Source organism: Kitasatospora acidiphila (genome assembly GCF_006636205.1).
GTDB lineage: Bacteria > Actinomycetota > Actinomycetes > Streptomycetales > Streptomycetaceae > Kitasatospora > Kitasatospora acidiphila.
On sequence record NZ_VIGB01000003.1, the window covers coordinates 7,555,351 to 7,579,310 of the forward strand.

The 23,960-nt window shown below is 72.5% G+C and carries 20 protein-coding genes and 4 pseudogenes; 11 read left to right on the forward strand and 13 right to left on the reverse strand.

All coding sequences use genetic code 11. From position 1 onward, the window contains the following. Positions 1–380 precede the first annotated feature (380 nt). The 6 genes from E6W39_RS44370 to E6W39_RS35645 all read right to left on the reverse strand — a co-directional run bounded on the left by E6W39_RS44370 (position 381) and on the right by E6W39_RS35645 (position 4,961). Positions 381–2,273 carry an eCIS core domain-containing protein gene (locus E6W39_RS44370; protein WP_407658560.1) on the reverse strand — a complete coding sequence of 631 codons (1,893 nt, stop codon included), beginning with the start codon at positions 2,271–2,273 and terminating at the stop codon, positions 381–383. A gap of 195 nt (positions 2,274–2,468) precedes the next feature. Further along, entirely contained in the window at positions 2,469–3,326 is an 858-nt protein-coding gene (locus E6W39_RS35625) for a class I SAM-dependent methyltransferase (RefSeq protein ID WP_141636967.1), read from the reverse strand. Between the two features lie 14 nt (positions 3,327–3,340). Next, positions 3,341–3,685 (reverse strand): VOC family protein, encoded by a 345-nt coding sequence (locus E6W39_RS35630; protein WP_141636968.1) that lies wholly within the window; start codon positions 3,683–3,685, stop codon positions 3,341–3,343. Beyond that, the gene (locus tag E6W39_RS35635; RefSeq protein WP_141636969.1) at positions 3,682–3,867 is read right to left on the reverse strand and encodes a ribbon-helix-helix protein, CopG family; all 186 of its coding nucleotides are present in this window, start codon (positions 3,865–3,867) and stop codon (positions 3,682–3,684) included. The genes E6W39_RS35630 and E6W39_RS35635 overlap by 4 nt, the downstream gene beginning before the upstream one ends. A 163-nt stretch (positions 3,868–4,030) precedes the next feature. Then, positions 4,031–4,273: a hypothetical protein gene (locus tag E6W39_RS35640; protein ID WP_141636970.1), complete on the reverse strand. Its 243-nt coding sequence runs from the start codon at positions 4,271–4,273 to the stop codon at positions 4,031–4,033. Positions 4,274–4,352: 79 nt separating this feature from the next. Then, complete coding sequence (locus E6W39_RS35645; protein WP_181799593.1) at positions 4,353–4,961, reverse strand: TetR/AcrR family transcriptional regulator; 609 nt, start codon at positions 4,959–4,961, stop codon at positions 4,353–4,355. An 80-nt stretch (positions 4,962–5,041) separates the two neighbouring features. On the opposite strand from E6W39_RS35645, the gene E6W39_RS35650 reads away from it, so the two are divergent. Then, positions 5,042–6,367, forward strand: a complete 1,326-nt coding sequence (locus E6W39_RS35650) for an MFS transporter (protein ID WP_141636972.1) — start codon at positions 5,042–5,044, stop codon at positions 6,365–6,367. Here the strand turns inward: E6W39_RS35650 and E6W39_RS35655 are convergent. Further along, positions 6,313–7,590 (reverse strand): MFS transporter, encoded by a 1,278-nt coding sequence (locus E6W39_RS35655; protein WP_141636973.1) that lies wholly within the window; start codon positions 7,588–7,590, stop codon positions 6,313–6,315. The two genes, E6W39_RS35650 and E6W39_RS35655, sit on opposite strands and share 55 nt — an antisense overlap. Before the next feature lie 163 nt (positions 7,591–7,753). Between E6W39_RS35655 and E6W39_RS42320 the strand changes: the two genes are divergently transcribed. Continuing rightward, entirely contained in the window at positions 7,754–8,380 is a 627-nt protein-coding gene (locus E6W39_RS42320) for a hypothetical protein (protein ID WP_228718548.1), read from the forward strand. A gap of 56 nt (positions 8,381–8,436) precedes the next feature. Beyond that, complete coding sequence (locus E6W39_RS42325) at positions 8,437–8,853, forward strand: hypothetical protein (RefSeq protein WP_228718549.1); 417 nt, start codon at positions 8,437–8,439, stop codon at positions 8,851–8,853. Here the strand turns inward: E6W39_RS42325 and E6W39_RS35665 are convergent. The 4 genes and pseudogenes from E6W39_RS35665 to E6W39_RS35680 all read right to left on the reverse strand — a co-directional run bounded on the left by E6W39_RS35665 (position 8,825) and on the right by E6W39_RS35680 (position 12,487). Further along, entirely contained in the window at positions 8,825–9,511 is a 687-nt protein-coding gene (locus tag E6W39_RS35665) for a dienelactone hydrolase family protein (RefSeq protein WP_141636974.1), read from the reverse strand. The genes E6W39_RS42325 and E6W39_RS35665 overlap by 29 nt on opposite strands. 148 nt (positions 9,512–9,659) lie before the next feature. Then, entirely contained in the window at positions 9,660–11,123 is a 1,464-nt protein-coding gene (locus tag E6W39_RS35670) for a sugar porter family MFS transporter (protein ID WP_141636975.1), read from the reverse strand. 58 nt (positions 11,124–11,181) lie between these two features. After that, positions 11,182–11,811, reverse strand: coding sequence for an FMN-binding negative transcriptional regulator (locus E6W39_RS35675; RefSeq protein ID WP_141636976.1), 630 nt, complete (start codon positions 11,809–11,811; stop codon positions 11,182–11,184). Continuing rightward, positions 11,805–12,487, reverse strand: a pseudogene (locus E6W39_RS35680) (pyridoxamine 5'-phosphate oxidase family protein). The gene E6W39_RS35675 and the pseudogene E6W39_RS35680 overlap by 7 nt, the downstream one beginning before the upstream one ends. Positions 12,488–12,522: 35 nt before the next feature. Here E6W39_RS35680 and E6W39_RS35685 point away from each other — a divergent pair. Further along, entirely contained in the window at positions 12,523–13,872 is a 1,350-nt protein-coding gene (locus tag E6W39_RS35685; protein WP_141636977.1) for an aminotransferase class I/II-fold pyridoxal phosphate-dependent enzyme, read from the forward strand. Positions 13,873–13,927: 55 nt separating this feature from the next. On the opposite strand, the gene E6W39_RS35690 is transcribed toward E6W39_RS35685, so the two are convergent. Beyond that, the gene (locus E6W39_RS35690) at positions 13,928–15,286 is read right to left on the reverse strand and encodes an NAD(P)/FAD-dependent oxidoreductase (protein WP_141636978.1); all 1,359 of its coding nucleotides are present in this window, start codon (positions 15,284–15,286) and stop codon (positions 13,928–13,930) included. Between the two features lie 170 nt (positions 15,287–15,456). On the opposite strand from E6W39_RS35690, the gene E6W39_RS35695 reads away from it, so the two are divergent. The 5 genes and pseudogenes from E6W39_RS35695 (at position 15,457) to purB (ending at position 19,376) form a co-directional block, all read left to right on the forward strand. Beyond that, entirely contained in the window at positions 15,457–16,221 is a 765-nt protein-coding gene (locus E6W39_RS35695) for a HipA family kinase (protein ID WP_141636979.1), read from the forward strand. A gap of 8 nt (positions 16,222–16,229) precedes the next feature. After that, on the forward strand, positions 16,230–16,613 hold the full coding sequence (locus tag E6W39_RS35700; RefSeq protein ID WP_141638152.1) for a DUF3037 domain-containing protein: 384 nt from the start codon (positions 16,230–16,232) through the stop codon (positions 16,611–16,613). Positions 16,614–16,686: 73 nt separating this feature from the next. Next, positions 16,687–17,136, forward strand: coding sequence for a MarR family winged helix-turn-helix transcriptional regulator (locus E6W39_RS35705; RefSeq protein ID WP_141636980.1), 450 nt, complete (start codon positions 16,687–16,689; stop codon positions 17,134–17,136). Between the two features lie 97 nt (positions 17,137–17,233). Beyond that, positions 17,234–17,895, forward strand: a pseudogene (locus E6W39_RS35710) (sulfite exporter TauE/SafE family protein). Between the two features lie 42 nt (positions 17,896–17,937). Next, positions 17,938–19,376 (forward strand): annotated as a pseudogene (gene purB / locus E6W39_RS35715) (adenylosuccinate lyase). Here the strand turns inward: purB and E6W39_RS35720 are convergent. Further along, positions 19,352–20,864: pseudogene (locus E6W39_RS35720) on the reverse strand (MFS transporter). The pseudogenes purB and E6W39_RS35720 sit on opposite strands and share 25 nt — an antisense overlap. A gap of 121 nt (positions 20,865–20,985) precedes the next feature. Here E6W39_RS35720 and E6W39_RS35725 point away from each other — a divergent pair. Continuing rightward, on the forward strand, positions 20,986–23,523 hold the full coding sequence (locus tag E6W39_RS35725) for an ATP-dependent Clp protease ATP-binding subunit (RefSeq protein ID WP_141636981.1): 2,538 nt from the start codon (positions 20,986–20,988) through the stop codon (positions 23,521–23,523). Continuing rightward, complete coding sequence (locus E6W39_RS35730) at positions 23,520–23,960, forward strand: universal stress protein (protein WP_141636982.1); 441 nt, start codon at positions 23,520–23,522, stop codon at positions 23,958–23,960. Before E6W39_RS35725 ends, E6W39_RS35730 begins: the two co-directional genes overlap by 4 nt.

A 23,960-nucleotide genomic window follows, 5' to 3' on the forward strand; every position in this document is an offset into this window, starting at 1 on the left:
CCTTTCGCTAGGGTGACCCCCTCGATGGAAAGGTATGGTCAAACCTCCTGGGACGCAGACCAGTTGACCCAGTCGGGTGGTTACTGTCCGAGTCGCGGGCGGGGTGCCGTCGGGACACCGCCGGGGAGGAGGCCTTGGTCCCCGGTGCACAACCGGTGCACACCGGGGAGCCTCCGGTCACGCCGTAGAGCGGTAGCTCCGGCCGATGGCCACACGAGCCTTGTCGAGCGAGCGTGCGACCCGGGCACGTACCTATGGAGCGTGAAGGCGGGGTCCTCGTGACCGAGGAGGTCGGCCAGGGTGGCCGTTCTCCGCGAAGACAAGAACCTCCCCGGGGCAGAGTCGGACTGTTGGGGTGCGCGGTCGGAGAACCTCCGCGATCACGTCCTCGGCCGCGACGGGAGCGGCCTGTCCTCCTGGTCGCTCTCGCTCTGCGTGAGGTCCTGGTCCTTCTGGTAGGCCTTCTCGGCCCAGTTCACGAGGTTGGCCAGGTCCTGCTTGAGCTGGTCCCAGGTCTTGCGACCGCCCCCGAGCCTGCGGATCTCCATCGGCACCATGACCGACCCGTGCTCGTCGTGAGGCTCGATCGTGTTCATGCCGCCGAACACCTCCTCCTGGGTCACGTCACCCTCTGCCAACCCGGAGCCGGCGCGCTTGAAGGCGGAGTTGGCGTAGTTCTCGAACGACACCTCCCGGGAAGCCTCGTCGATCTGACGGGTGTCCTCCGGGTTGTAGCCCTCCCCATCCTTGCCCGAGAAGGTCTGCTTCTGCATGTCATCGAACAGCTCGGCGAAGACGTTGTCCTCCGCGTTGACGTCGAAGGTGTCGAGGAAGTCCTGCACGCTCTCGGGGAGCCGGGCCCGGACCGTGCCGAGGTTGGAGCGGGACAGGGCGATCAGGGAGTTCTTGGGCTGGCCGTTCTGGTAGTCGGCCATACCCGTCAACTGGGTGTAGACCAGCTGGCTGTACCCGTCGAGGGCGGCCTCGTCCTGCGCGTCGTTCCCGCGCTTGCGCTTCCCCGTGCCGGCCCACTTCCGGAACTCCAGGACCGCGTTGCGGCCGAACTCCTTGGCCTGGAACAGGCGGAACCGCGCCTGCCTGAACTGGTCGCCCGGTGCCGCCTCCTTGTTGCTGTTGTAAGGGTCCCTCTCCCGGTCGTGGGGGTCTGCCGCGCGCAGGGCGTCGAAGAAGACCGGCATGCCGGTGATGGGGACCCCCACCGAGTAGTGGACGAAGAGGCCGCCGTCCCCGTCCTCCTGCCTGGTGTCCCGGTAGGCGAGGTGGCTCGCGAGTTTGGCGGTGTTTCCCTTGTCGGTCAGCGTGAGGTTGAGGGAACCGCCGCTGAGCTTGGACCGGGGGTTATGCGCGGCCTTGGCGTAGAACTGCTGCTGGACCACCCGTATTTCGTCGGCGATGCGGTGCAGTCGCTGGGCGCCCGTCTCGTGGTCCGGCCCCACCACGGACACCGCACCGGTGACGAACTCCATGTTCGAGTACGAGGTCGTGTTGTTCAGGCTTCGTTTGTCGGTGACGACGTCGAAAGCCGGGGCCTGCTCGCCTTCGGCCAGAGGCATGGTGCTGTCACCGAGCTTGGTGTCCCCGACCTCGAACATCTGCCCGTTGCCCTTGGTCACGGGTAGGTCGATCTCCGCCTCGAACCCCACCAGGCGCTGCACGTGGCCCGTCGCCGCCCCGCTCGGCGACGCCTCGGCGTGGCCGAGCGAGGGCGCGTTGCCGGACACCACCCGCTTCGCGACCGCCTCGGCTTCACGCTCGTGTCGGTCACCGGGGTCGCTGACCCGCAGGCCACCGCCCGTGTCCGTGCCCGCGACGGGCCCCCGCCGCTGCTGGACGACGTGGAACAGCTCGTGCGCGAGGGTTTCGCGGTCGAGGGTGCCCGGTCCCGAGACGATGTGGTTACCCGAGGTGTAGGCGTGGGCGCCGAGTTCGACGGCGGAGCGCTGGGCGGCGGTGTCGGTGTGCAGGCGCACGTCGGAGAAGTCCGCGCCCAGCTTCTCCTCCATGTCCTGGCGCACAGGCTGCGCCAGCGGCGCGCCGGACGTGCGCAGGACATCGTGCACGGCGGAGCGTTGGGCGGTGATCATCCGGCTCGTCGCGGCGTTGCCCACCGAGCGCTGCAACGCCATCGCCTGCTGCGGCGACACCGGGTGGTGCGCGCACCCGGCGCCGTGTTCGTGCTCGTGGGAGCGGGTCTCGTTCCGGACGGGCGCCACGTCCTGTGCCCGGCCGTCGTCCCGCTTGTGTGCGTGCACGAATCCCTCCCGGCGTCGACCTCCGGACCCACGCTGACCCAGGCGTTGCCCCGTGAGGAGGGATGGAAGGGTAATGCTGGGGCAAGGTCGTTGCCCGAGAGGGCGGCCATGGCGCTGCGCCGTCCCATGAGTAGGGTCAATGCCCTTGCGGTGACTGCCCGGTGGGCCATCCGAGTGCGTATCCCGGCGGCCGGGTCAGGTGGTGGCGAGCAGGAACTCCTCGGCGTTGGTGGTGCGCAGGCCATCGGTCCGGGCGGAGAAGTAGCGCTCGTTCAGGAGCTGTGCCGAGATGTGCCGGGCGTCGCGGAACCCTGCCGCCAGGGCCAGTTCGAGGAGCCGGTCCGGGTTGAAGAAGCTGACGAACGGGGTGCCGGTGGCCCGGGCCCGCTCCTCGACCATCAGCCGGCCGGGACGTTCCGCCGCTTCGAGCAGCTCCAGGGGCGGCTGGAAGGTCATCGCGAACGCCGACTCCGGGGCGAGCTTGGCGAGTTGGCGGATGGTCGCGAGGTTGGCGGCCTCGGTGAGGTACATGCTGACGCCGGTGGAGGCGATGACGGCGGGCCGGCCCGGGTCGAAGCCGGCCGCGACGAGCTGTGCCCACCAGACGTGCTCGGACTCGAAGTCGCTGGGCACGAAGACCAGGTTCTCCGGGGTGCCGAGCCCGAGGTCCAGCAGCCGGCGGCGCTTCCAGTCCTGGGTCGCGGGGCGGTCCACCTCGAACACCCGCAGCCGGGCGGCGAGGTCGGGGTGCCGCAGCGCGAAGGTGTCCAGGCCGGCGCCGAGGACCACGAACTGGGCGGTGCCGCGCCGGGCCCGCTCGAGCACCAGGTCGTCGACGAAGCGGGCGCGGGCGACGATGCCCGCCCGGTAGGTGCGGGTGCCGGCGACGTCCATGTCCGGTCGGGCGCGCCAGTCCTCGGCGGGGTCGGCCAGGCGCAGGCCGATCTCGTCGTCCAGCACGTGCGGCGGCGGGTCGGCCAGGGTGTGCAGGGCGCGCCACAGGGCGACCCGCACGGCGGTGTGGTCCGGGACGACCGGGGTGTGGTCGGTCATGGCTGGCTCCCGGCTCACTTGGCCGCGGGGGCATGGAGCAGCCACTGGCGGCCGTCGGGGTCGCGCACGGTCGCCTCCCTGGTCCCGTAGTGGGTGTCCTCGAAGGGGGTGAGCAGCTCCAACTCCGGGTTGGCGTGGACGTCCTGCTCCGAGGCCACCTGGAGGACCAGCTGGGATCCGGTCGCCTGGTCCTCGGGGACTTCGGCGATGAAGACGATGGGGGAGTCCCCGTTGCGGAGCTGGCCGGAGTTGTGGTCCGTCTCGAACTCCAGCTGGTACCCCAGGGTCTGGAAGAAGCGGGCGGCCTTGCCCCAGTTGTGGGTCTTCAGGAAGACCGCGCTGATGCCGTTGGTGGTCACTTCGACTCCTGATCGTTGCCAAGGTGCGGTGCTGCGGCGGTGCCGCTGTCGAGGTAGGACCGCAGCGCGTCGGCCACCAGGGCCGACAGCGACGAACCGGTCTCGACGGCGCGCATTTTGACCTGCTTGATCAAGCTGACCGGCAGGTAGACGTTGAATTGCTTCACTTCCTCGTCAGGCACATCCAGAATGCTAGCAAGCTAGATTGCTAGCCGCTAGCCCGCAGGGCAGGCACGGATCTCCGCAGGCGATCGGCCGGACGGTCTCAGCTGATGCCGGGCGATATCAGCCGATACCGAGCGGAATCGGCCGATACCGGGCACTCTCAGTCGATGCCGGGCGGTCTCAGCCGATCAGGCGGATCAGCGCAGTGTCGAAAAGGTCGAACGCGCGCGGCAGCGGGCCCTCGTCATGGTGGTGCAGCGCGGACCAGAAGAGGTCGCCGGGCAGCGCCGAGCGATCCGCGTAGACGCGGTAGGCGTAGCGTCGGCCGTCCACGCCGGCGAGCTCGACCAGCCAGCAGCCGTCGGCCGGTCCATCGGCATCTGACAGATCGTCAATGAGCAGTCGCTGCGGTCGTCGTGGCAATGGGACTCCCTCCCGGGACGACGGGCCTCATCGAGTGGGACGAGCGTCACGGTCGGATGGTTGTAGTGGAACCGGGGATTCAGCTTCCAGCGTCGGCGGCCCGGGCGAACAGCCAGCCGTCCAGCATCAGTTGGATCTCGTCGAGGACCTTGGGATCGCCGTCGGGGGCGAACTTGAAGGCAGTGATGAGCAGTTGGGTGGTGGCGGCGACCACGAGTTCGGTGCGGAAGCGGAAATCGGCGGTGTCGGGGTAGCCGTAGCCGCGGACCAGGGCCGCATGGATCACGGCGGCGATCCGGCGGTCCACCGCCTGGTCGTACTCGCGCAGTTCGGGCGGCGGCGGGGCGTGGAACCACAGGCCCCGGTGGCCGGGCGTCCCGCGCCGCACCCGCACCTGCGCGCTGATCAGGCGGGCGCCCAGCTCGCTGGGCGTGGGCGGGAGTTCGGCGTCGACCACGCTCTCCACGGCGGCCAGGTACTGGTCGAGCCAGTGCACCATCAGGCTGCTGAAGATGGCGTGCTTGTCCGGGAAGAACCGGTACAGCACGCCGATCGACACCTGGGCCTCGGCGGCGATCAGCTTGGTGCCGATCTGCTCGTGGTCGTGCCGCTCCAGGAGCTGTGCGGTGGCGGCCAGGATCCGGGCGACCTTCTCGCGGCTGCGCTGCTGCTGCGGCGCGCGCAGCACGCCGGCCGGCAGCGGGGGAGGGCGGCGTCGGACATCGGGCTCCTTGACAATGCGTCAGAATATGAATCAGAGTCTAGTTCGTGTTCTTCGCGAAGGAGTCCGGAACGGGAGCCGCCGGCGCGCCGCTGGGACGGCGGTTCCAGCTGCTGCTGACCTCGGTCACGGTGTCCAGCCTCGGCGACGGAATGCGCTTCGTCGCCCTGCCGCTGCTCGCCGCGCGGATCTCCGGTGACCCGCGCGACCTGGCGCTGGTCGCCACCATGGAGCAGTTGCCCTGGCTGCTGCTGAGCCTGCCGGCCGGCGCGCTGGCCGACCGGGTGGACCGGCGCCGTCTGCTGGTCACGGTGGACACCGCGCGGACGCTGCTGGTCGCGGGCTTCGCGACGGCGGTCGCGCTCGGCGCGGCCGGCGTGCCGCTGCTCGCCGTGGTGGGTTTCCTGCTCGGCTGCGGCCAGACCTTCTACAACGCCGGCTGGTCGGGGGTGGTCCCCAGCCTGGTCGAGCCGGCCGACCGGCCGCGTGCCAACGGACGGCTGCAGGCGGGCGCGCTGGTCGCCGACTCGTTGATCGGCACCTCGCTCGGCACGGTCCTGTTCGCGGTGGCCGCACTGCTGCCGTTCGCGGTGGACGCGACCTCGTTCGCCAGCGCCGCGCTGCTGATGCTGCTGCTGCCCGGCGGGCTGCCCCGGCGGGACCAGCAGCCCAGCGAGGCGGTCGGCCCGCGCGGCATGCGGGCGCTGTTCGGCGGCGCGGGCGAGGGGGTGCGCAAGCTGCTAAGGCACCGGCTGCTGACCGCGCTCTGCCTGACCGCCACCGCCGTCAACCTGGTGATGGCCGGGGTGACCGCCGTGCTCGTGCTGTACACCCGTCAGGTGCTGCACCTGGGCCCGCTCGGCTACGGGTTGCTGGTGGGCGCCTTCGCGGTCGGCGGGGTCGCGGGGTCGCTCGGCGCGCCCTGGCTGGTCCGCCGGCTCGGCAGCACCTGGACCCTGCTGGTCACCCTGACGGGCGCCGCCCTGGTGCTCGGCGTCGCCGGGCTGACCTCCGACTGGCGCTGGGCGGACCTGGCCACCGCCTGCTACGGCGCCCTCACGCTCGCCTGGGGCGTCACCGCCGTGTCGATCCGCCAGGACCTGGTGCCGGAGCGGCTGCTCGGGCGGATCAGCATGGCCTACCAGATGCTCGCCAACGGCGGCATGGCCGTCGGGGCGATGCTGGCGGGCCTGGTCGCGCACGCCTGGGGACTGCGGGCGCCCATGATGGGCGGCGCCGCCCTGCTGCTGGTGATCACCCCGGGACTGGCCTGGGTGCTGCGGGACCCGAAGGCCCTGGCGCAGCAGGTGGCCCCCGCTCAGGCCGCCACCGGCTCCAGCCGCTTGGCACCCGAGCCGGCCGGGGTCGAGTGACGCACCAGCGCGCGCACTTCGGGCACCGCCAGCACCAGCAGTGAGAGCAGCGTCATCACCGCGGCGCAGCTCCACAGCGCGTCGCCCAGCCCGAGGCCGCCCGCCAGCGGCGCGGCGGCGGCCGTGCCGACCGGGGCCAGCGCCACCGAGCCGCACCAGTCGTAGGCGGCGACCCGGGAGAACTGGGCGGCCGGGATCTCCTGCTGCAACGCCACCATCCAGCTCACCCCGTAGACCGTGCCGCCGACCCCGGAGGCGAACATCGCGGCGCCGACCAGCGGCAGCGGTGCGCCGGCGGCCAGGGTGGCGGCCGGCAGCCCGAACATCAGTACCCCCGCGGTGCCGGCCATCAGCAGTCGGCGCGGCTGCCAGCGGACCATCAGCAGTCCGCCGGCCACCAGCCCCGCGCCCATCGCCGCGTTCACCAGGCCCCACGGCCGCGGCCCGCCGAGCCGCTCGTCCGCCACCAGCGGCCCCAGGACCGACTCGGCGGCGATCAGGCAGGCGTTCACCACGCCGTACTGCACCACCACCGCCCACAGCCACCGCCGCGAGGTGAACTCCCGCCAGCCCTCCCGCAGTTCGGCCAGCATCCCGGGTCCGCTCGGCTGCCGCGCCGGCGCCGCGCCGGCCCGCAGGAAGAGCCGCAGCGCCCCGGCCGCGGCCAGCCCGGCGGCGTCCAGGGCCAGCACCCAGCCTGGCCCGACGGCGGCCACCAGCGCACCGCCGAGCGCCGCGCCGACGATCTGCGAGGAGTTCAGCGCCGTGCGGAACACCGCGAAGGCCCGCGGCGCCTGTCGCTGGTCCACCGACTCCATCACCATGCCCTCGGAGGCCGGCGCGAAGAAGGCCAGCCCGACCCCGTTCGCCGCGGCGAGCACCACGATCTGCCAGAGGCGGGCCTGCCCGGTGAGCACCAGTACGGCGAGCAGCGCCTGCGACAGCGCGTTGCCCAGGTTGGCCGCGACCATCACCCGGTGCCGGGGCAGCCGGTCCGCGAGCGCGCCGCCGACCAGCAGGAAGAGCACGGTGGCGGCCAGCCGGGCGCCGGTGACCCAGCCGATCTCGGCCGCCCCGCCGCCGAGGCGCAGGATCGCGAAGGCGGTGGCGATCGGGGCACCGGCGTTGCCGAGGCCGCTGACCACGGTGGCGGCGCTGTGGATCAGGAAGTCGCGGCCGGCCCAGGTCAACTGGGGGATTCGGTGCTGGTTTAGCTTCGGCATTCGCCCGACTATGACGGTGGCATGGACTGCTGTCCACGCTACGGACAGGTATGAACATCTGCTGACAGGTTGATGGAGGTACCCTTCATCACTCGATGGGAAACGGCCAAGATCTGATCGATAATCGGTTGATCGCCCCTCGGCCCGTCTGGAGGATGCTGCGATGGACCAGATCCTCGACGCCGCCGCCGCCCTGCTGGGTGAGTCACTGTCCGACCCCGCCGACCTGGGCGGCAGCGGCCGCAGCACGGTGCTGCGGGCTCGCGCGGCGAGCGGCCGCAGTGTGATCGTCAAGGCGTTCACCGAGGAACCCGAGGCGCGCCGGGCCTTCACCGGCGAGGCGGTCGGCCTCTCCCTCAAGGCGGGCGGGCCCGAACTGCTGGCCGCCGACCCCGAGCAGCGGCTGCTGGTGCTGGCCGACCTCGGCACCGCGCCCACCCTGGCCGACCTGCTGCTCGGCGCCGACCCGGCCGCCGCCGAGCGGGCCCTGCTGGCCTGGGCCCGCCGGCTCGGCGAGCTGGCGGTGGCCGCCGCGCCCCGCCGCGCCGAGTTCGAGGAGCTCTGGACCCGCTACCAACTCGGCCTGCCCGCTTGGGACAAGGACCCCTGGATCGCGCAGAACGCCTCGCGGCTGCCGAGCGTGCTGGACTGCGCCGGCCTGACCCCGGCCCCGGGCCTGGCCGCCGAGCTCGACCGGATCGGCACCGCCGGCGGCGAGCGCTACCCCGGCTTCACCCCGGCGACACCTGCCCCGACAACAACCTGGTCACGCCCGGCGGCCTGCGCCTGATCGACTTCGAGGCGGCCTGCTTCCAGTCCGTCTTCCTCACCGCCGCCTACTGCCGGATGCCGTTCTCCAGCTGCTGGTGCGTCTTCGTGCTGCCACCCGGCCTGGCCGAGCGGATCGAGCGGACCTACCGGGAGCAGGTGGTGGCGATCCATCCGGAGCTCGCCGACGACGCCGTCTGGGAGGCCGGCCTCGCCGCGGCCGTGGCGGTCTGGACGGTGGACGCGACGGTCCGGCTGCTTTCCAAGGCGGTCACCGAGGACGCGCCGGTGCACCCGCGCCGCCACCCGGTCCCGACCCGCCGTCAGCTGCTCCACCACCGCTGGGAACAGGCCGCCGAGCTGCCGGGCCTGCCGGCGCTGACCGAGACGATGCGCGGGCTGCTGAAGCTCGCCGACGACTGGCAGGTGCCGCGGCTGCCCGGCTATCCGGCGTTCCAGTCGGGCGTCAGCCCAGATGCCCGCGCAGGAAGGTGAGGGTGCGCTGCCAGGCGATCGCGGCCTGCAGCGGGTCGTAGTTGCCGGACGGGTTCTCCTCGTTCATGAAGGCGTGCCCGGCCGGGTAGAAGTGGATCTCGGGACGCCGGTCGGTGGCCTCGCCGATCCGGATCGCCGCCTCGTCCACCAGCTCCGTCGGAATGCTCTTGTCGTGCTCGCCGTAGTGCCCCAGCAGATGGGCGGTCAGGCCGAGGTAGGAGTAGTCCGGCTCGCGCGGCACACCGTAGAACGGCACCGCGGCGACCACCCGGTCGCCCTCCCGCACCGCCAGCCGCAGCCCGAAGTCGCCGCCCATGCAGAAGCCCACCACCGCCACCGCGTCCCCGGTGGTCCCCGGCTGCTCCAGCAGGAAGTCGACCGCACCGGACAGGTCGCGCACCGCGTCCTCGACGGGCAGCTGCCGCTGCCGCTCAGCCGCCTCGGCCGCGCTGTGCACCGTCTCGCCGCCGAACAGGTCGGGGGCCAGCACCGTGAAGCCCTCGGCGGCGAACCGGTCCGCCATCGTGGTGATGTGGGTGGTCAGGCCCCACCACTCCTGGACCACCAGCACGCCGGGGCCGCGCCCGCTCGGCGGCAGGGCCAGATAGCCGTGTGCCTGCTTCCCATTGCTGGGGAAGGTGACGTTCTGCGCTCCCACGTGTCCAGCTCCATCTGCCGCGAGGTAAGGGGCCGAAGCGCCCCGCGGGGTTGATCGTATGTGGGTGGCACGCCGCCTGTCCGCCGGTCATCCAGGCCGTTTTCCGCGTGTTGTCATGACGGATCGTCATTCGACACCTGGCAGGTCGTCAGCCCATCTCCTCCAGGGCCCGGCCCCGGGTCTCCTTGATGCAGAACGCCACGAACGGGATGGAGAGCAGCGCGAAGCAGGCGTAGATGACGTAGGTGGCCGACAGGTTCCAGTTGGCCAGGTCGGGGAAGCTCACGGTGATCAGCCAGTTGGCGATCCACTGCGCCGAGGCGCCGACCGACAGGGCCAGGGCACGGATCTTGTTGGGGAACATCTCGCCGAGCAGCACCCAGACCACCACGCCCCAGGAGAAGGCGAAGCAGAGCACGAAGACGTGCGCCGCGACCAGCGCCACGGTGCCCTGCAGGCTGGGCAGGGTGGCGCTGGTGCCGGTGCCGTGCCGGTAGGAGAACGCCCAGGCGGCCGTTCCCAGTGACGCCGCCATGCCGATCGAGCCGGCCAGCGCCAGCGGCTTGCGGCCGACCCGGTCCACCAGGGCCATCGCGATCACCGTGCCGATCACATTGACGATCGAGGTGGAGATGCTGATCAGCAGCGAGTTGCTCTCGTTGATGCCCACCGACTGCCAGAGCACCGAGGAGTAGTAGAAGATCACGTTGATGCCGACGAACTGCTGGAAGGCCGAGGCGCCGATGCCGACCCAGACGATCGGCAGCAGTCCGAACCGGCCGCCGGTCAGGTCCACCAGTCGCGGCTTGTGCGTGGTGTCCAGCACCGACCGGATCTCGGCCACCCGGGCGTCCAGGTCGACACCCGGCGGCTCCACCTCGCGCAGCACCGCGCGGGCCTGCTGCTCCCGGCCGGTGGCGATCAGATGGCGCGGCGACTCCGGGATGGCCAGCGCCATCAGCCCGTAGACCAGCGCGGGCACGGTCTCCACGCCGAGCATCCACTGCCAGGCCTGCACCGGGCCGAGCTTGTTGGTGGACTCCCCGCCCGCCGCCCTGTTGAGCGCGTAGTTGGCCAGTTGGGAGACGGTGATGCCGAGCACGATCGCCATCTGCTGGAACGAGGCCAGCCGGCCCCGGTAGGCGGTGGGCGCCACCTCGGCGATGTAGGTGGGCGCGACCACCGAGGCGATGCCGATCGCCACGCCGCCCATCACCCGCCACATGCCCAGCAGTTGCACGCTGGGCGGGAACATCGAGCCGACCCCGCTGATCGCGAAGAGCACGGCGGCCAGCAGCATGGTGCGCACCCGGCCGAGGTGGTCGGCCAGCCAGCCGGCCGCCACCGCACCGGCGGCCGAGCCGAGCAGCGCGATCGCCACCACGAAGGCGGTCTCGCTGTTGCCCACGTGGAAGTGCTTCTGGATGCCGGTGACCGCGCCGTTGATGACGGCGCTGTCGTAGCCGAAGAGGAAGCCGCCCATCGCCGCCGCGGCCGAGATGAAGACGACACGGCCGAGGTGGGCGGTGTCGGGCTGCTGCGGCTGCGTCGCCGAGCTGGTAGTTGACACGCGGGCTCCGGGGAAGGACGAGGCGTCGGTGAACCTGACCATGAGATCAGCCGACCGCCCGAAATCCCCGGATTGACCCATGTTGTCGGGCCGGGCGCGGTCAGGCCTCCATCGGGCACCCGCCGCGCTGCGCCAGGCGCCGCAGCAGCTGCTCGCGCGCCCCGGCGTCCTGCGGAGCACCGCGCTCGGCCAGGCGTTCGGCGGCTGCCGCCTGGTGCTCCAGCGGCACCTTGTCGTCGTACTTGAACTTCGCCCGCACCTGGCGCACCGTCAGCCGCAGCCCGCGGATCCCGGACAGCTGCGGGCCGTACGGTGCCTCGCCCGGCACCACCCGGACCTCGGGGGTCTCGGGCTGGAAGTGCGCCAGCTGCCGGTTGAGGATCTCCGCCTTGCCCGCCGCGCCCTCCACCACCTCGGCGGTGCAGTCGAACTGCACCGAGGCGTAGTAGCTGGTGGGCACCGCGCTGGCCCGCCAGGTGGACGGGGCGAAGGCGTAGTCGTCGGTGACCGCCAGGGTGACGTGGGGGTCGGTGCGCACCGCGGTCAGCAGCGGGTTGGGTGCGGCGAGGTGCAGCACGATCTCGCCGGCGTCCGCGTCGAGTAGGAAGTGGATGGGCACCAGGATCGGCGGGCCGTCGGGGTTGTTGGCGGCCAGGGTGCCGAAGTCCCGCCCGGCCAGCCAGGCCCGCCACTCGGCCTCGCTGCCCTGGTCCCAGGAGCGGATCAGCATGCCGCACCTCCGGGCTGGAAGTCCCGCAGGTAGTCGGGCAGTTCGCGCTCGGTGCCCGGGTGCGGGGCCGGCGCGCCGTAGACCGTGCGGACCGGGACCACGCCGGACCAGTAGGGCAGGCCCTGGTCCTCCTCGTCGTCGTCCGCGCCGTCGTCCCGGGTCTTGGCCGACACCTCGTCGAGCACCAGTCGGATCACCGCGGTCGCGGCGAGCTCCTTGGGGTTGGCCCGCCGCACATCGCCGGAGCGGCCCGGCACCGCGTGGTCGACCAGGGCGTCCAGCGCCGCCGCGAGCTCGGCGGGGTCGGTCACCTGCTCGGCGATGCCGTGGGCGACCACGGAGCGGAAGTTGACGGAGTGGTTGAACGCGGACTTGGTCAGCACCAGCCCGTCCACCTGGGTGACCGTCACGCAGACCGGCAGCCCCTCGGGGGCGCCGGCCGCGCGCAGCGGGCGGCTGCCGGTGGAACCGTGCAGATAGAGCCGGTCGTCGATGCGGGCGAAGATGGTGGGCAGCACCACGGGGCGCCGTCGGCGACGAAGCCCAGGTGGCAGACCCAGGCGGTGTCCAGGATCGCGTGGATCTCGGCCCGCTCCCAGCTGGCCCGGTCCTTGTAGCGGGTGGGAGTGGTCCTGGATGTGCGGGCGTACTGCGTGGCGCTCGACGCGTCCGACATGACATCCCCCTTTGTACTAGTGCATAATAGCCTTTGTGCTAGGAGACTATCGGATCCAGGGACGACGCGCCACGGAGATCGCCGCCGACGTGGAACGGGCGGTGGCCTGCGGTGGATTGGAACCCGGACAGACGCTGCCCCCGCTGCGCGAGCTGGCCGGCGAGCTGGGCGTCAACCCCAACACCGTGGCCGCCGCCTACCGGCTGCTGCGCGACCGCGGCGTCATCGAGACCGCCGGACGCAAGGGCAGCCGGATCCGCCCCCGCCCGGTCACCACCTACCGCGACCAGGTCACGCTCGCCGTCCCGGCAGGCACCGTCAACCTCGCCGCGGGCAACCCCGACCCGCGCCTGCTGCCCCCGCTGACCGCCGCGCTGACGGCCGCCGGCGCGGCCGCCGATCGGGAACCCGTGCTCTACGGCTACCCGGCCGCCGACCCCGAGCTGATCGAGCTGGCCGCCGCCGGCTTCCGGGCCGACGGGCTGCCGGACGACGCCTACGCGGTCACTGCCGGAGCCCTGGACGCCATCGACCGCACCCTGGCCGGCCACCTGCGGCCGGGTGACGCGGTGGTGATCGAGGATCCGGCCTGGGCCAGCCTGGTCGACCTGCTGCCCGCCCACGGCCTGCGCGCGCTGCCGGTGGCGATAGACGACGAGGGCCCGCTGCCCGGCGCGGTGGCCACCGCCCTGGCCGCCGGCGCCCGCGCGATGGTCATCACCAGCCGCGCCCAGAACCCCACCGGCGCCGCGCTCACCGCCCGCCGGGCCGCCGAACTGCGCGCGGTGCTGGCCCGGCACCCCGAGGTGCTGCTGCTGGAGGACGACCACGGGCACGGCATCACCGAACTGCCGTACCACCCCGTCGTCTGCGACGCCGACCGGCGGCCCGTCAACTCCCACTGGATGGTGGTGCGTTCGACCGCCAAGGCGTTCGGCCCCGACCTGCGGCTCGCGGTGGCGGCCGGCGACCGGCAGACGGTGGACCGGGTGCTGGGCCGGCAGCGGCTGGACACCGGCTGGGTCAGCCATCTGCTGCAGCGCACCACCGTGGAGCTCTGGCGCACCGTGGGCCCGTCACCCGCCGGGGTGGCCGATGCCTACCGCGAGCGCCGCGAGGCCCTGCTCACCGCGCTGGCCCGGCACGGGCTGCGCGGCCACGGACGCAGCGGGCTCAACGTCTGGGTGCCGGTGCCGGACGAGACCGGCGTCGTGGTCGGCCTGCTGCAGCGCGGCTGGGCGGTGGTGCCCGGGGCGCGGTTCCGCCTGCAGTCCCCGCCCGGCATCCGGATCACCGTGGCCCGGCTGGACCCGGCCGACGCCCCCCGGTTGGCCGCCGATCTGGCCGAAGTGCTGGGCGCGGGCACCGGATCGCGGCAGATCTGACGACGGGAGCGCTGCCGGATGCGGCAGCGCTCCCGTCCCGAACGTCCCGAACGTGTCAGCTCTTGGCCTGCAACGCCTGGACGTGCTCGCGGACCTGATCCTTCGTCAGATAGGCGCCGGTGTACTCGAAGTCGCTCAGTCGGGCGGGCTGGCGAGCCAGGAATCCGGTGCGCACGAAGTCGTCACCGGCGGTCGCGTTGATCAGCCAGTTGCAACCGACCCGGAACTTGGCGACGTTGGTCCGCATCGCCATCAAGTGGTAGCCGCGGGCCACCAGTTGGGCCGGAATCCCGGTCATCTCCACGGCCAGCGGCTTGGAGACCGCGTCCTTGCCGCCCAGGTCCACCACCAGGCCCAAGTCCCGGTGGAAGTAGGGCTCCAGCGGCTGGTTGCGCAGCGCCGCGACCAGGTTGTCGGCCACCTTGCGGCCCTGCCGGGCGGAGTGCTGGGCGGTCGGCGGGCAGACCGCGCCGTCGCCCTTGGCCAGATCGGGCACGGCCGCCGCGTCGCCGAGCGCGAACATGCCCTCGAACTGCGGCACCCGCAGCTCGGCGGTCACCGCGAGCCGGCCGCGCACCGTCTCCGCGTCCAGGGTGCCGACCAGCGGGCTGGCCGCCACGCCGGCCGTCCAGATCAGGGTGCGCGAGGGCACCTCCCGGCCGTCGGTGAAGGTCACCGAGGTGTCGTCAACCTTGGCCACCGAGACGCCCAACGACACCTCGATGCCGCGGTTGCGCAGGATCTGCAGGGCCCGCGTGCCCAGGTGCTCGCCGAGCTCCGGCATCAGCCTGGGAGCGATGTCGATCAGGTGCCACTTGATCAACTGCGGGTCCAGCCGCGGGTAGCGGTCCAGTGCGGCGGTGGTCAGCCGCTGCAGGCAGGCCGCCGTCTCGGTGCCCGCGTAACCGCCGCCGACCACCACGAACCCCAGCCGGGTCTCGCGCTCCCGCTGGTCCAGCGTGTCGGCCGCCAGGTCCAGTTGGGCGATCACGTGGTCGCGCACATAGGCCGCCTCGGCCAGCGTCTTCATGCCGCGGGCGTGGTCGAGCAGGCCCGGGATGTCGAAGGTCCGGGTGACGCTGCCGGGGGCGAGCACCAGGTAGTCGTACGGCTCCACGACCTCCTGGTCGGTGATCTTGCGGATGATGCAGACCTTGGCCCTGGGATCGATGCCGATCGCGCCACCCGGGATGATGTCGGTGCGCCGCAGGGTGCGCCGCAGCGAGACGGCGACCGACTGCGGGGTCAGCACCCCGGCCGCGACATGCGGGAGCAGGGGCAGATACAGCTGATAGCTGAACGGTGCGACCAGCGTGATCTGTGCTTCGGTGGGGGCGAGCTTGCGCTCCAGTCGCCGGGCGCACTCCACACCGGCGAAGCCGCCGCCGACCACCAGGATCCGAGGACGTTCCATCACTCTTCCTTCGCAGCAGGCAACTGTTGCGGACGAACCGGCGGCCCGGCCCACGGGGGTTCCCCCGGCCGCCGGCCGGGGAGGGTCACCACTGCGGCCCACCCTCGCACGCGACCTGGGTAGGCGCCACCGCAACCAGGCGGACGGGGCGGCATGGATAGGGTTGGCGCGTGCTACGTGAAGTGACGGCTGTCCGCTATGTGACGCCACTACGAGAAGGCGGCTCGATGCCGGGCCTGGTGGAGGGCGACGACCACCGGCTCTACGCGTTGAAGTGGAGCGGGGCGGCGCAGGGCCGCAAGGCGTTGATCGCCGAGGTGCTGGCCGGTGAGCTCGCCCGCGGGCTCGGGCTGCCGGTGCCCGAACTGGTCCGGATCGACCTGGATCCGGTGCTGGCGCGCAGCGAGCCGGAGCAGCAGATCCAGGAGCAGATGCGGGCCAGCGGCGGCCTCAACATCGGGCTGGCCTTCGCCAGCGGGGCGTTCAACTTCGACCCGCTCTGCTTCGAGGTGCAGGCCGAGCTCGCCGCCCGGGTGCTGTGGTTCGACGCGCTGATCGGCAATGTGGACCGGTCCTGGCGCAATCCCAACATGCTGGTGGTCGACGGCGAGTTGATGCTGATCGACCACGGTGCGAGCCTCATCTTCCATCACAGCTGGGCGAGTTCGGCCGGCTGGACGAGGCGCCCGTACGACGCGGGCGACCATGCGCTGGGCCGGTTCGTCCGCGATCTGGCCGCTGTGGACGCCGAGTCGGCCGCGCGCTGCACCCCCGAGTTGCTGGCGGCCGCGGTGGCCGCGGTGCCGGAGGAGTACCTGGTGGACGAGCCGGGGTTCGAGGGGCCGGACGCGGTGCGTGCGGCGTATCTGGAGCGGCTGGGCGCGCGGCTGGCCGGGCCGCGCGACTGGCTGCCGGTGCTGGAGGTGGGCGCATGAGTGAGCCGATGACCGAGCTGCGGGAGTACGAGTACGCGGTGATCCGCGCGGTGCCGCGGGTGGAGCGCGGGGAGTGCGTCAACCTCGGGGTGCTGCTCTACTGCCGCTGGCAGGAGCGGCTGCTGGCCCGCACCCTGCTGCCCGAGGCCAAGCTGCTGGCGCTGGACCCGGCGGTGGACCTGACCGGGGTGGCCCGGGCGCTGCGCGGGATCGAGGCGGTGGCCGCGGGCGGACCGGAGGCCGGTCCGGCGGCGGCCGACAGCCCGGGGCAGCGGTTCCGCTGGCTGACCGCGCCGCGCAGCGCGGTGGTGCAGCCGGGCCCGGTGCACACCGGCCTGACCGCCGACCTGGACGCCGACCTGGACCGGCTCTTCCGCGACCTGGTCAGCTAGCTGTTCGACCGGTGCGGTTGGTTCCCTCGGTGAAAGCTGGAGTTAATAAAGCTTTTACGCGTACTGTGATCTCATGGCCGCCATGACTACCGCCGCCCAGGGCATCACCACCGCCGAACTGATGGACGCGGTGGCCGGCGTGAGCTCCGCCTTCTGGATCGACTTCGCCGCCGCCGCGGCCCGGCACGGCCTGAGCGCCACCCAGGCCAAGGCGCTCGGCGCGGTGCTGGAGCCGGTGCCGATGCGGGCGCTGGCCGAGCGGCTGGGCTGCGACGCCTCCAATGTGACCGGCATCGTGGACCGGCTGGAGAGCCTGGGCCTGGCCAGCCGGGCGGCGGCCGCCGCCGACCGCCGGGTCAAGATCGTCACCATCACGCCCGCCGGCACCGACGTGCTGCACGCGGTCCGCGACGACATGACCCGCGCGCACCGGGCGCTGCAGTCGCTGAACGCCGAGCAGCGCGCCGCCCTGCTGGCCATGTGCGCCCAGCTGCTGCCGCTGATGAAGGGCGAGTCGGCCTAGCCGAGGCCAGGACACGGGGGTCGGTGCGGTGGTCGGGGGCTTGGCGGGGGAGTTGCTGCTGGGCGGCGTCGTGCTGGTCGGCGCGTCGGTGCAGCGGATGTCCGGGATCGGGTTCGCGCTGCTGACCGCGCCGGTCCTGGCCATGCTGCTGGGCGCGGAGCAGGGCGTGCTGCTCTGCAACTGCGGCAGCGCGGTGATCAGCGCGATCGGGCTGGCCACCAGCTGGCGCCAGGTCCGCCCGGGCGCCATGCTCCCGCTGATAGCGGCGGCGGGCTGCAGCGTGCCGCTCGGCGCCTGGGTGGCCGCGCGGCTGCCCGAACCGCAACTGCTCGCGGTGATGGGCGCGCTGGTCACGGTCGCCGTGCTGGTGGTGCTGCGCGGTGCCCGGGTGGCCTCGCTGCGCGGCACCGGGGCGCGGTGGCGGCCGGCGTGGCCAGCGGTTTCATGAACTCGGCGGCCGGGGTGGGCGGCCCGGCGCTGTCGCTCTACGCGGTCAACGCGGGCTGGACGGTACGCGAGTTCGTGCCCAACGCGCAGTGCTACGGCCTGCTGGTCAACCTGTTCTCGCTGCTCGCCAGGGGCACCCCGCGGCTGTCCCACCCGGCCTGGCTGGCGGTGGCCGCGGCGCTGGCGCTGGGTGCGGTGATCGGGCACTGGGCGGGCGGCCGGGTGCCGGAGCGGCGGGCCCGCACGGTGGTGCTGCTGCTCGCCCTGGGCGGCGGGGCGACCACTCTGCTCAAGGGCCTGTCGATGCTCTGACGGCGGCCTGCCGTCCGAAGGCGCTGACCTCGACTGTTAGGCTTGCGAAGCGTGAGCGCGAAGCCCCTGATCCCCGATGTCCTGGCCGCCCGGTACGCCTCGGCGACGCTGGCCCAGCTGTGGTCCCCGAGCACAAGGTGGTCCTGGAGCGCCACCTGTGGCTCGCCGTCCTCAAGGCCCAGAAGGATCTCGGGATCGACGTCCCCGAGACCGCCGTGGCCGACTACGAGCGCGTGATCGACCAGGTCGACCTGGCGTCCATCGCGGCCCGCGAGCGAGTCACCCGGCACGACGTCAAGGCCCGCATCGAGGAGTTCAGCGAGCTCGCCGGGCACGAGCAGATCCACAAGGGGATGACCTCCCGGGACCTGACCGAGAACGTCGAGCAGCTGCAGATCCGCCAGTCGCTGGAGCACGTCCGCGACCGCACGGTCGCCGTGCTGGTCCGCCTCGGCCGGCTCTCCGCCGAGCACGCCGAGCTGGTCATGGCCGGCCGCTCGCACAACGTCGCCGCCCAGGCCACCACCCTCGGCAAGCGGTTCGCCTCGATCGCCGACGAGCTGCTGGTCGCGTTCGCCCGCCTGGAGGAGCTGATCGCCCGCTACCCGCTGCGCGGGATCAAGGGCCCGGTCGGCACCGCCCAGGACATGCTCGACCTGCTCGGCGGCGATGCCGAGAAGCTGGCCGAGCTGGAGCGCCGGGTCGCCGGCCACCTGGGCTTCGACAACGTCTTCACCAGCGTCGGCCAGGTCTACCCGCGCTCGCTGGACTTCGAGGTCCTCACCGCCCTGGTGCAGCTGGCCGCCGCGCCGTCCAGCCTGGCCAAGACGATCCGCCTGATGGCCGGTCACGAGCTGGTGACCGAGGGCTTCAAGGAGGGCCAGGTCGGCTCCTCCGCGATGCCGCACAAGATGAACACCCGCTCCTGCGAGCGCGTCAACGGCCTCGCCGTGATCCTGCGCGGCTACGCCTCGATGACCGGCGAGCTGGCCGGCGACCAGTGGAACGAGGGCGACGTCTCCTGCTCGGTGGTCCGCCGGGTGGCGCTGCCGGACGCCTTCTTCGCCTTCGACGGCCTGCTGGAGACCTTCCTGACGGTGCTGGACGAGTTCGGCGCCTTCCCGGCCGTGATCGAGGCCGAGCTGGACCGCTACCTGCCGTTCCTGGCCACCACCAAGGTGCTGATGGGCGCGGTCCGGGCCGGCGTCGGCCGCGAGGTCGGCCACGAGGTCATCAAGGAGCACGCGGTCGCCTCCGCGCTCGCCATGCGGGCCGGCGCCCGGGAGAACGAGCTGCTGGACCGGCTTGCCGCCGACGAGCGGATCCCGCTGGACCGGGCCGCGCTGGACGCCCTGCTGGCCGACCGGCTCTCCTTCACCGGCGCCGCCGGCGCGCAGGTGGCGGAGCTGGTCGACCGGATCGGCAAGGTCGCCGCGAAGTACCCGGAGGCCGCCGCCTACGCCCCCGGCGCCATCCTCTGATCGTCTGACGATCCGCCGGACCGGGACCCGGGGCACTCGTGCCCCGGGTCCACCGGCGGCGAGGCGGTGCCGCAGTACCAGGTGGCGTCCGGCTCGGCCTCGGGCCGGGTCTTCGCCGGGACCGCGACCAGGGCGAGCAGCCCCGACCCGACCAGCAGTCCGGCGCAGATCAGACACGCCGTGCGGAACGCCGCGTTCACCGAGCTCGCCACCCGGTACTGGTCCCCGCTCAGCCCGGTCAGCAGCGGTAGCGCCGCCACCGCGAGCAGCCCGGCGGCGCGCGCGGCCGCGTTGTTCACCCCGCTGGCGATCCCGGCCCGGCGCACGTCCACCGCCGCCAGCACGGTCGCCGTCAGCGGCGCCACCAGCATGGTCAGCCCGATCCCGAAGAACATCGCGGACGGGAACACATCCGACCAGTAGGAGGCGTGCGGACCGATCCGCAGCATCAGCAGCACCCCGCCCGCGGCCACCAGCGGCCCGATGGTGAGCGGCAGCCGAGGTCCGATCCGCGTCGCCAGTCGCCCGGCCCGGGACGAGAACAGCAGCATCAGCACGGTCAGGGGTGCGAACGCCACCCCCGCCACCAGCGGCGTGAACCCGGCGACGGTCTGCAACTGCACCTGCAGGAAGAACGTGATCCCGCTCAGCGCGCCGTAGATGCCCAGCGTGACCAGGTTGACCACGGTGAACAGGCGCGAGGAGAACAGCCCGAGCGGCATCATCGGCTCCGGACTGCGCCGCTCCTGCCGCACGAACGCCACCCCAGCAGCACCCCGAGGACGGCCGAGACCCCACCGCCGCCGACACCCCACCGGACGCCTCGGTCAGCGCATAGGTCACCCCGCCCAGCGAGAACGCCGCCAGCACCGCGCCGGCCACGTCGAACTGCCCGGTGGCCTGCTCGTCCCGGCTCTCCGGCACATGGCGCAGCGTCAGCAGCCCCACCACCACGGCCACCGGCAGGTTGATCACGAAGATCCACCGCCAACCCGGCCCGCTCACCAGCCAGCCGCCCAGGAACGGCCCGACCGCGGTGGCCACCCCGCCGAGACCCGACCAGGCGCCCACCGCGCCCGAACGGTCGTCCGGATGGAAGCTGGCCTGCAGCAGCGCCAGCGACCCTGGGGTGAGCAGCGCCCCGCCGATGCCCTGCAGCGCCCGGGCCGCGACCAGCACGCCGACCGTGGGCGCCACCGCGCACAGCCCCGAGGCCGCCGCGAACCAGAGCACGCCGATCAGGAAGACCCGGCGCCGCCCGTAGCGGTCGCCCAGCGAGCCGCCCAGCAGGATCAGCCCGGCCAGGGTGAGTAGATAGGCGTTGAGCACCCACTGCAGCTGGGACAGCGAGGCGTGCAGGTCGGCGCCGATGTGCGGCAGCGCGACATTGACCACCGTGCTGTCCAGCATCGCCATCCCGGAGCCGAGCGCGGCCGCCAGCACCACCCACCGGCCCTGCGCGCTGCGCAGCCTGATTCCGTTCTCCATGACTGTGATCCTGCCCAACCGGAGGCCGTCCCGCGCGCCCGGGCGCGCTCGGGTGGCGGGGCGTCAACTGCCGGGCGAGGGTGGAGGCGGATCACGTTCCCCCGTAGTCAGGTGACGCGTCATGACGTACCCCTCCGCCTTCGGCGCGGGTGACCCTTTCAGTGACCTGTTCAGCCGCTTCTTCGGGATGAGCCCGATGTCGTCGCCGCCGGCCGTGCAGCGGGTACCGATCGGCCGGCTGCTCAGCGACTCCGCCCAGGAGCTGATCGAGGCGGCCGCCCAGCGGGCCGCCGAGGACGGCAGCAACGACCTGGACACCGGCCACCTGCTCTGGGCCGCCACCCAGGTGGACTCGTCCCGGCGGATGCTGGAGCGGGCCGGCGTCGATCCGGACGAACTCGCCGACGACCTGCGCAACTCGCTGCCCAAGGGCGGCGGCGACATGACCGAGGAACCCTCGCTCACCCCGGCGGCCAAGCGCGCGCTGCTCTCCGCGCACGCCCGCTCGCAGGCGGCCGGCTCCTCCTACATCGGCCCCGAGCACCTGCTCGGCGCGCTGCTGGAGCAGGACCGCTCCGGGGCCGGCCAGGCGATGCGCGGGGTGGCGCCCAGCCAGGAGGCGCTGCGCAAGGTGCTGGACGGCTACGGCACCGGCGGCGAGCGCAGCAGCAGCGGCGAGCACCCCAGCCAGACGCCCACCCTGGACGAGTACGGCCGCGACCTGACCGTGGAGGCCCGGGCCGGCAAGCTCGACCCGGTGGTCGGCCGGGCCGACGAGATCGAGCAGACCGTGGAGATCCTCTCCCGGCGCACCAAGAACAACCCGGTGCTGATCGGCGAGCCCGGGGTCGGCAAGACGGCCATCGTCGAGGGGCTGGCCCAGCGGATCGTCTCCGGCGACGTGCCGCAGACCCTCAAGGACCGCCGGGTGGTCGCCCTGGACCTGACCGGCCTGGTGGCCGGCTCCAAGTACCGCGGCGAGTTCGAGGAGCGGCTGAAGAAGGTGATCGACGAGGTGAAGGCCGCCGAGCAGAGCGTGATCCTCTTCCTGGACGAGCTGCACACCGTGGTGGGAGCCGGCGGGGGCGGCGAGGGTTCGATGGACGCCGGCAACATCCTCAAGCCGGCCCTGGCCCGCGGCGAGCTGAGCGTGGTCGGCGCCACCACCCTGGACGAGTACCGCAGGTACGTGGAGAAGGACGCCGCGCTGGAGCGCCGGTTCCAGCCGGTGCTGGTGCCGGAGCCCAGCGTCGATGAGACCGTGCAGATCCTGGAGGGCCTGCGCGACTCCTACGAGGCGCACCACCAGGTGCGGTTCACCGACGAGGCGCTGGACGCGGCCGCCGCGCTCTCCGACCGCTACATCAGCGACCGGTTCCTCCCCGACAAGGCGATCGACCTGCTCGACCAGGCCGGCGCCCGGGTGCGGCTTCGCGACCTCGGGGCCGCCACCGAGGGCCAGGAGGTGAAGGACCGGATCGCCAAGCTGCACCGGGAGCTGGACGAGGCCGTCGCCGAGGAGGAGTTCCAGCGGGCCGCCGAGCTCAAGCAGCGGCTGCGGCAGGCCGAGGACGAGCTCGCCGAGACCGCGGAGGAGCGCGAGGGCGTGGTCAGCGTGACCGCCGACGACATCGCCGAGGTGCTCTCCCGCCGAACCGGCATCCCGGTCGCCCAGCTGACCGAGACCGAGCGCGACCGGCTGCTGAAACTGGAGGACACCCTCCACCAGAAGGTGATCGGCCAGGACGAGGCGGTGACGGCGGTCTCCCAGGCGGTCCGCCGCGGCCGGGCCGGCATGGGCGACCCGGACCGCCCGACCGGCTCGTTCCTCTTCCTCGGCCCGACCGGCGTCGGCAAGACCGAGCTGGCCAAGGCGCTCGCCGAACTGCTCTTCGGCGACCCGGACCGGATGATCCGGTTCGACATGAGCGAGTTCCAGGAGAAGCACACCGTCTCCCGGCTGGTCGGCTCCCCGCCCGGCTACGTCGGCTACGAGGAGGCCGGCCAGCTCACCGAGGCGGTCCGCCGCAAACCGTACAGCGTGCTGCTCTTCGACGAGGTGGAGAAGGCCCACCCGGACGTCTTCAACCTGCTGCTCCAGGTGCTGGACGACGGCCGGCTCACCGATGCCCAGGGCCGCACGGTGGACTTCCGCAACACCGTGGTGATCATGACCAGCAACATCGGCTCCCGCCGGATCCTGGACCACCACGGCGACGTGGACGCCATCCGCGGCGATCTGATGAAGGACCTGGGCCAGCAGTTCCGGCCCGAGTTCCTCAACCGGATCGACGAGGTGATCGTCTTCCACGCGCTCACCCGGGCCGACCTGATCAAGATCGTCGACCTGCTGCTGGAACGCAGTCGGCGCCGGCTCAAGGCGCAGGACGTCGACCTGGAGGTCACCGACGAGGCCAAGGAGTGGCTGGCCAACAAGGGCTACCAGCCCGAGTTCGGAGCCCGGCCGCTGCGCCGCACCATCCAGTCCGAGCTGGACAACCGGGTGGCCAACCTGCTGCTGGAGGGCACCGTGCGGGAGGGCGACACCGTGCTGGTCACCATCTCGGACGGCGAGTTCAGCTGCACCCTGGCCCGGCCCGCCGCATCCAAGCCGACCGGGGCCGCCGAGCAGGCCGGTGCCGCGCAGGGCGACGCATGACCCGGCGGATCGTGGTCGGCGTGGACGGCTCGCTGGCCGCCACGGCCGCGCTGCGCTGGGCGGTCCGCCAGGCGGCCGCCACCGGCGCCGACGTGGTCGAGGCGGTCAACGCCTGGGAGCTGTCCGGCAGCGTGCTGCCGCCACCGGTCGGCGTCTACGACCCGCGGCAGGTGGCCGCCAACGTGCTGCACGAGGCCGTGGTCGGCGAGCTCGGCGAGACGCCGGAGATCAAGGTCACCGAGCTGGTGCTGCCCGGACCGGCGAGCGCGGCGCTGCTGGGCCAGGCCTCGGGGGCCGAGCTGCTGGTGGTCGGCAGCCGGGGCCTGGGCGGGTTCAGCGGACTGCTGCTCGGCTCGGTCAGCCGCCACGTGGTGGAGCACGCGCCGTGCCCCGTCGTGGTGGTGCGGGCCGAGCACGCCGACGGCACGGCCGGCTGA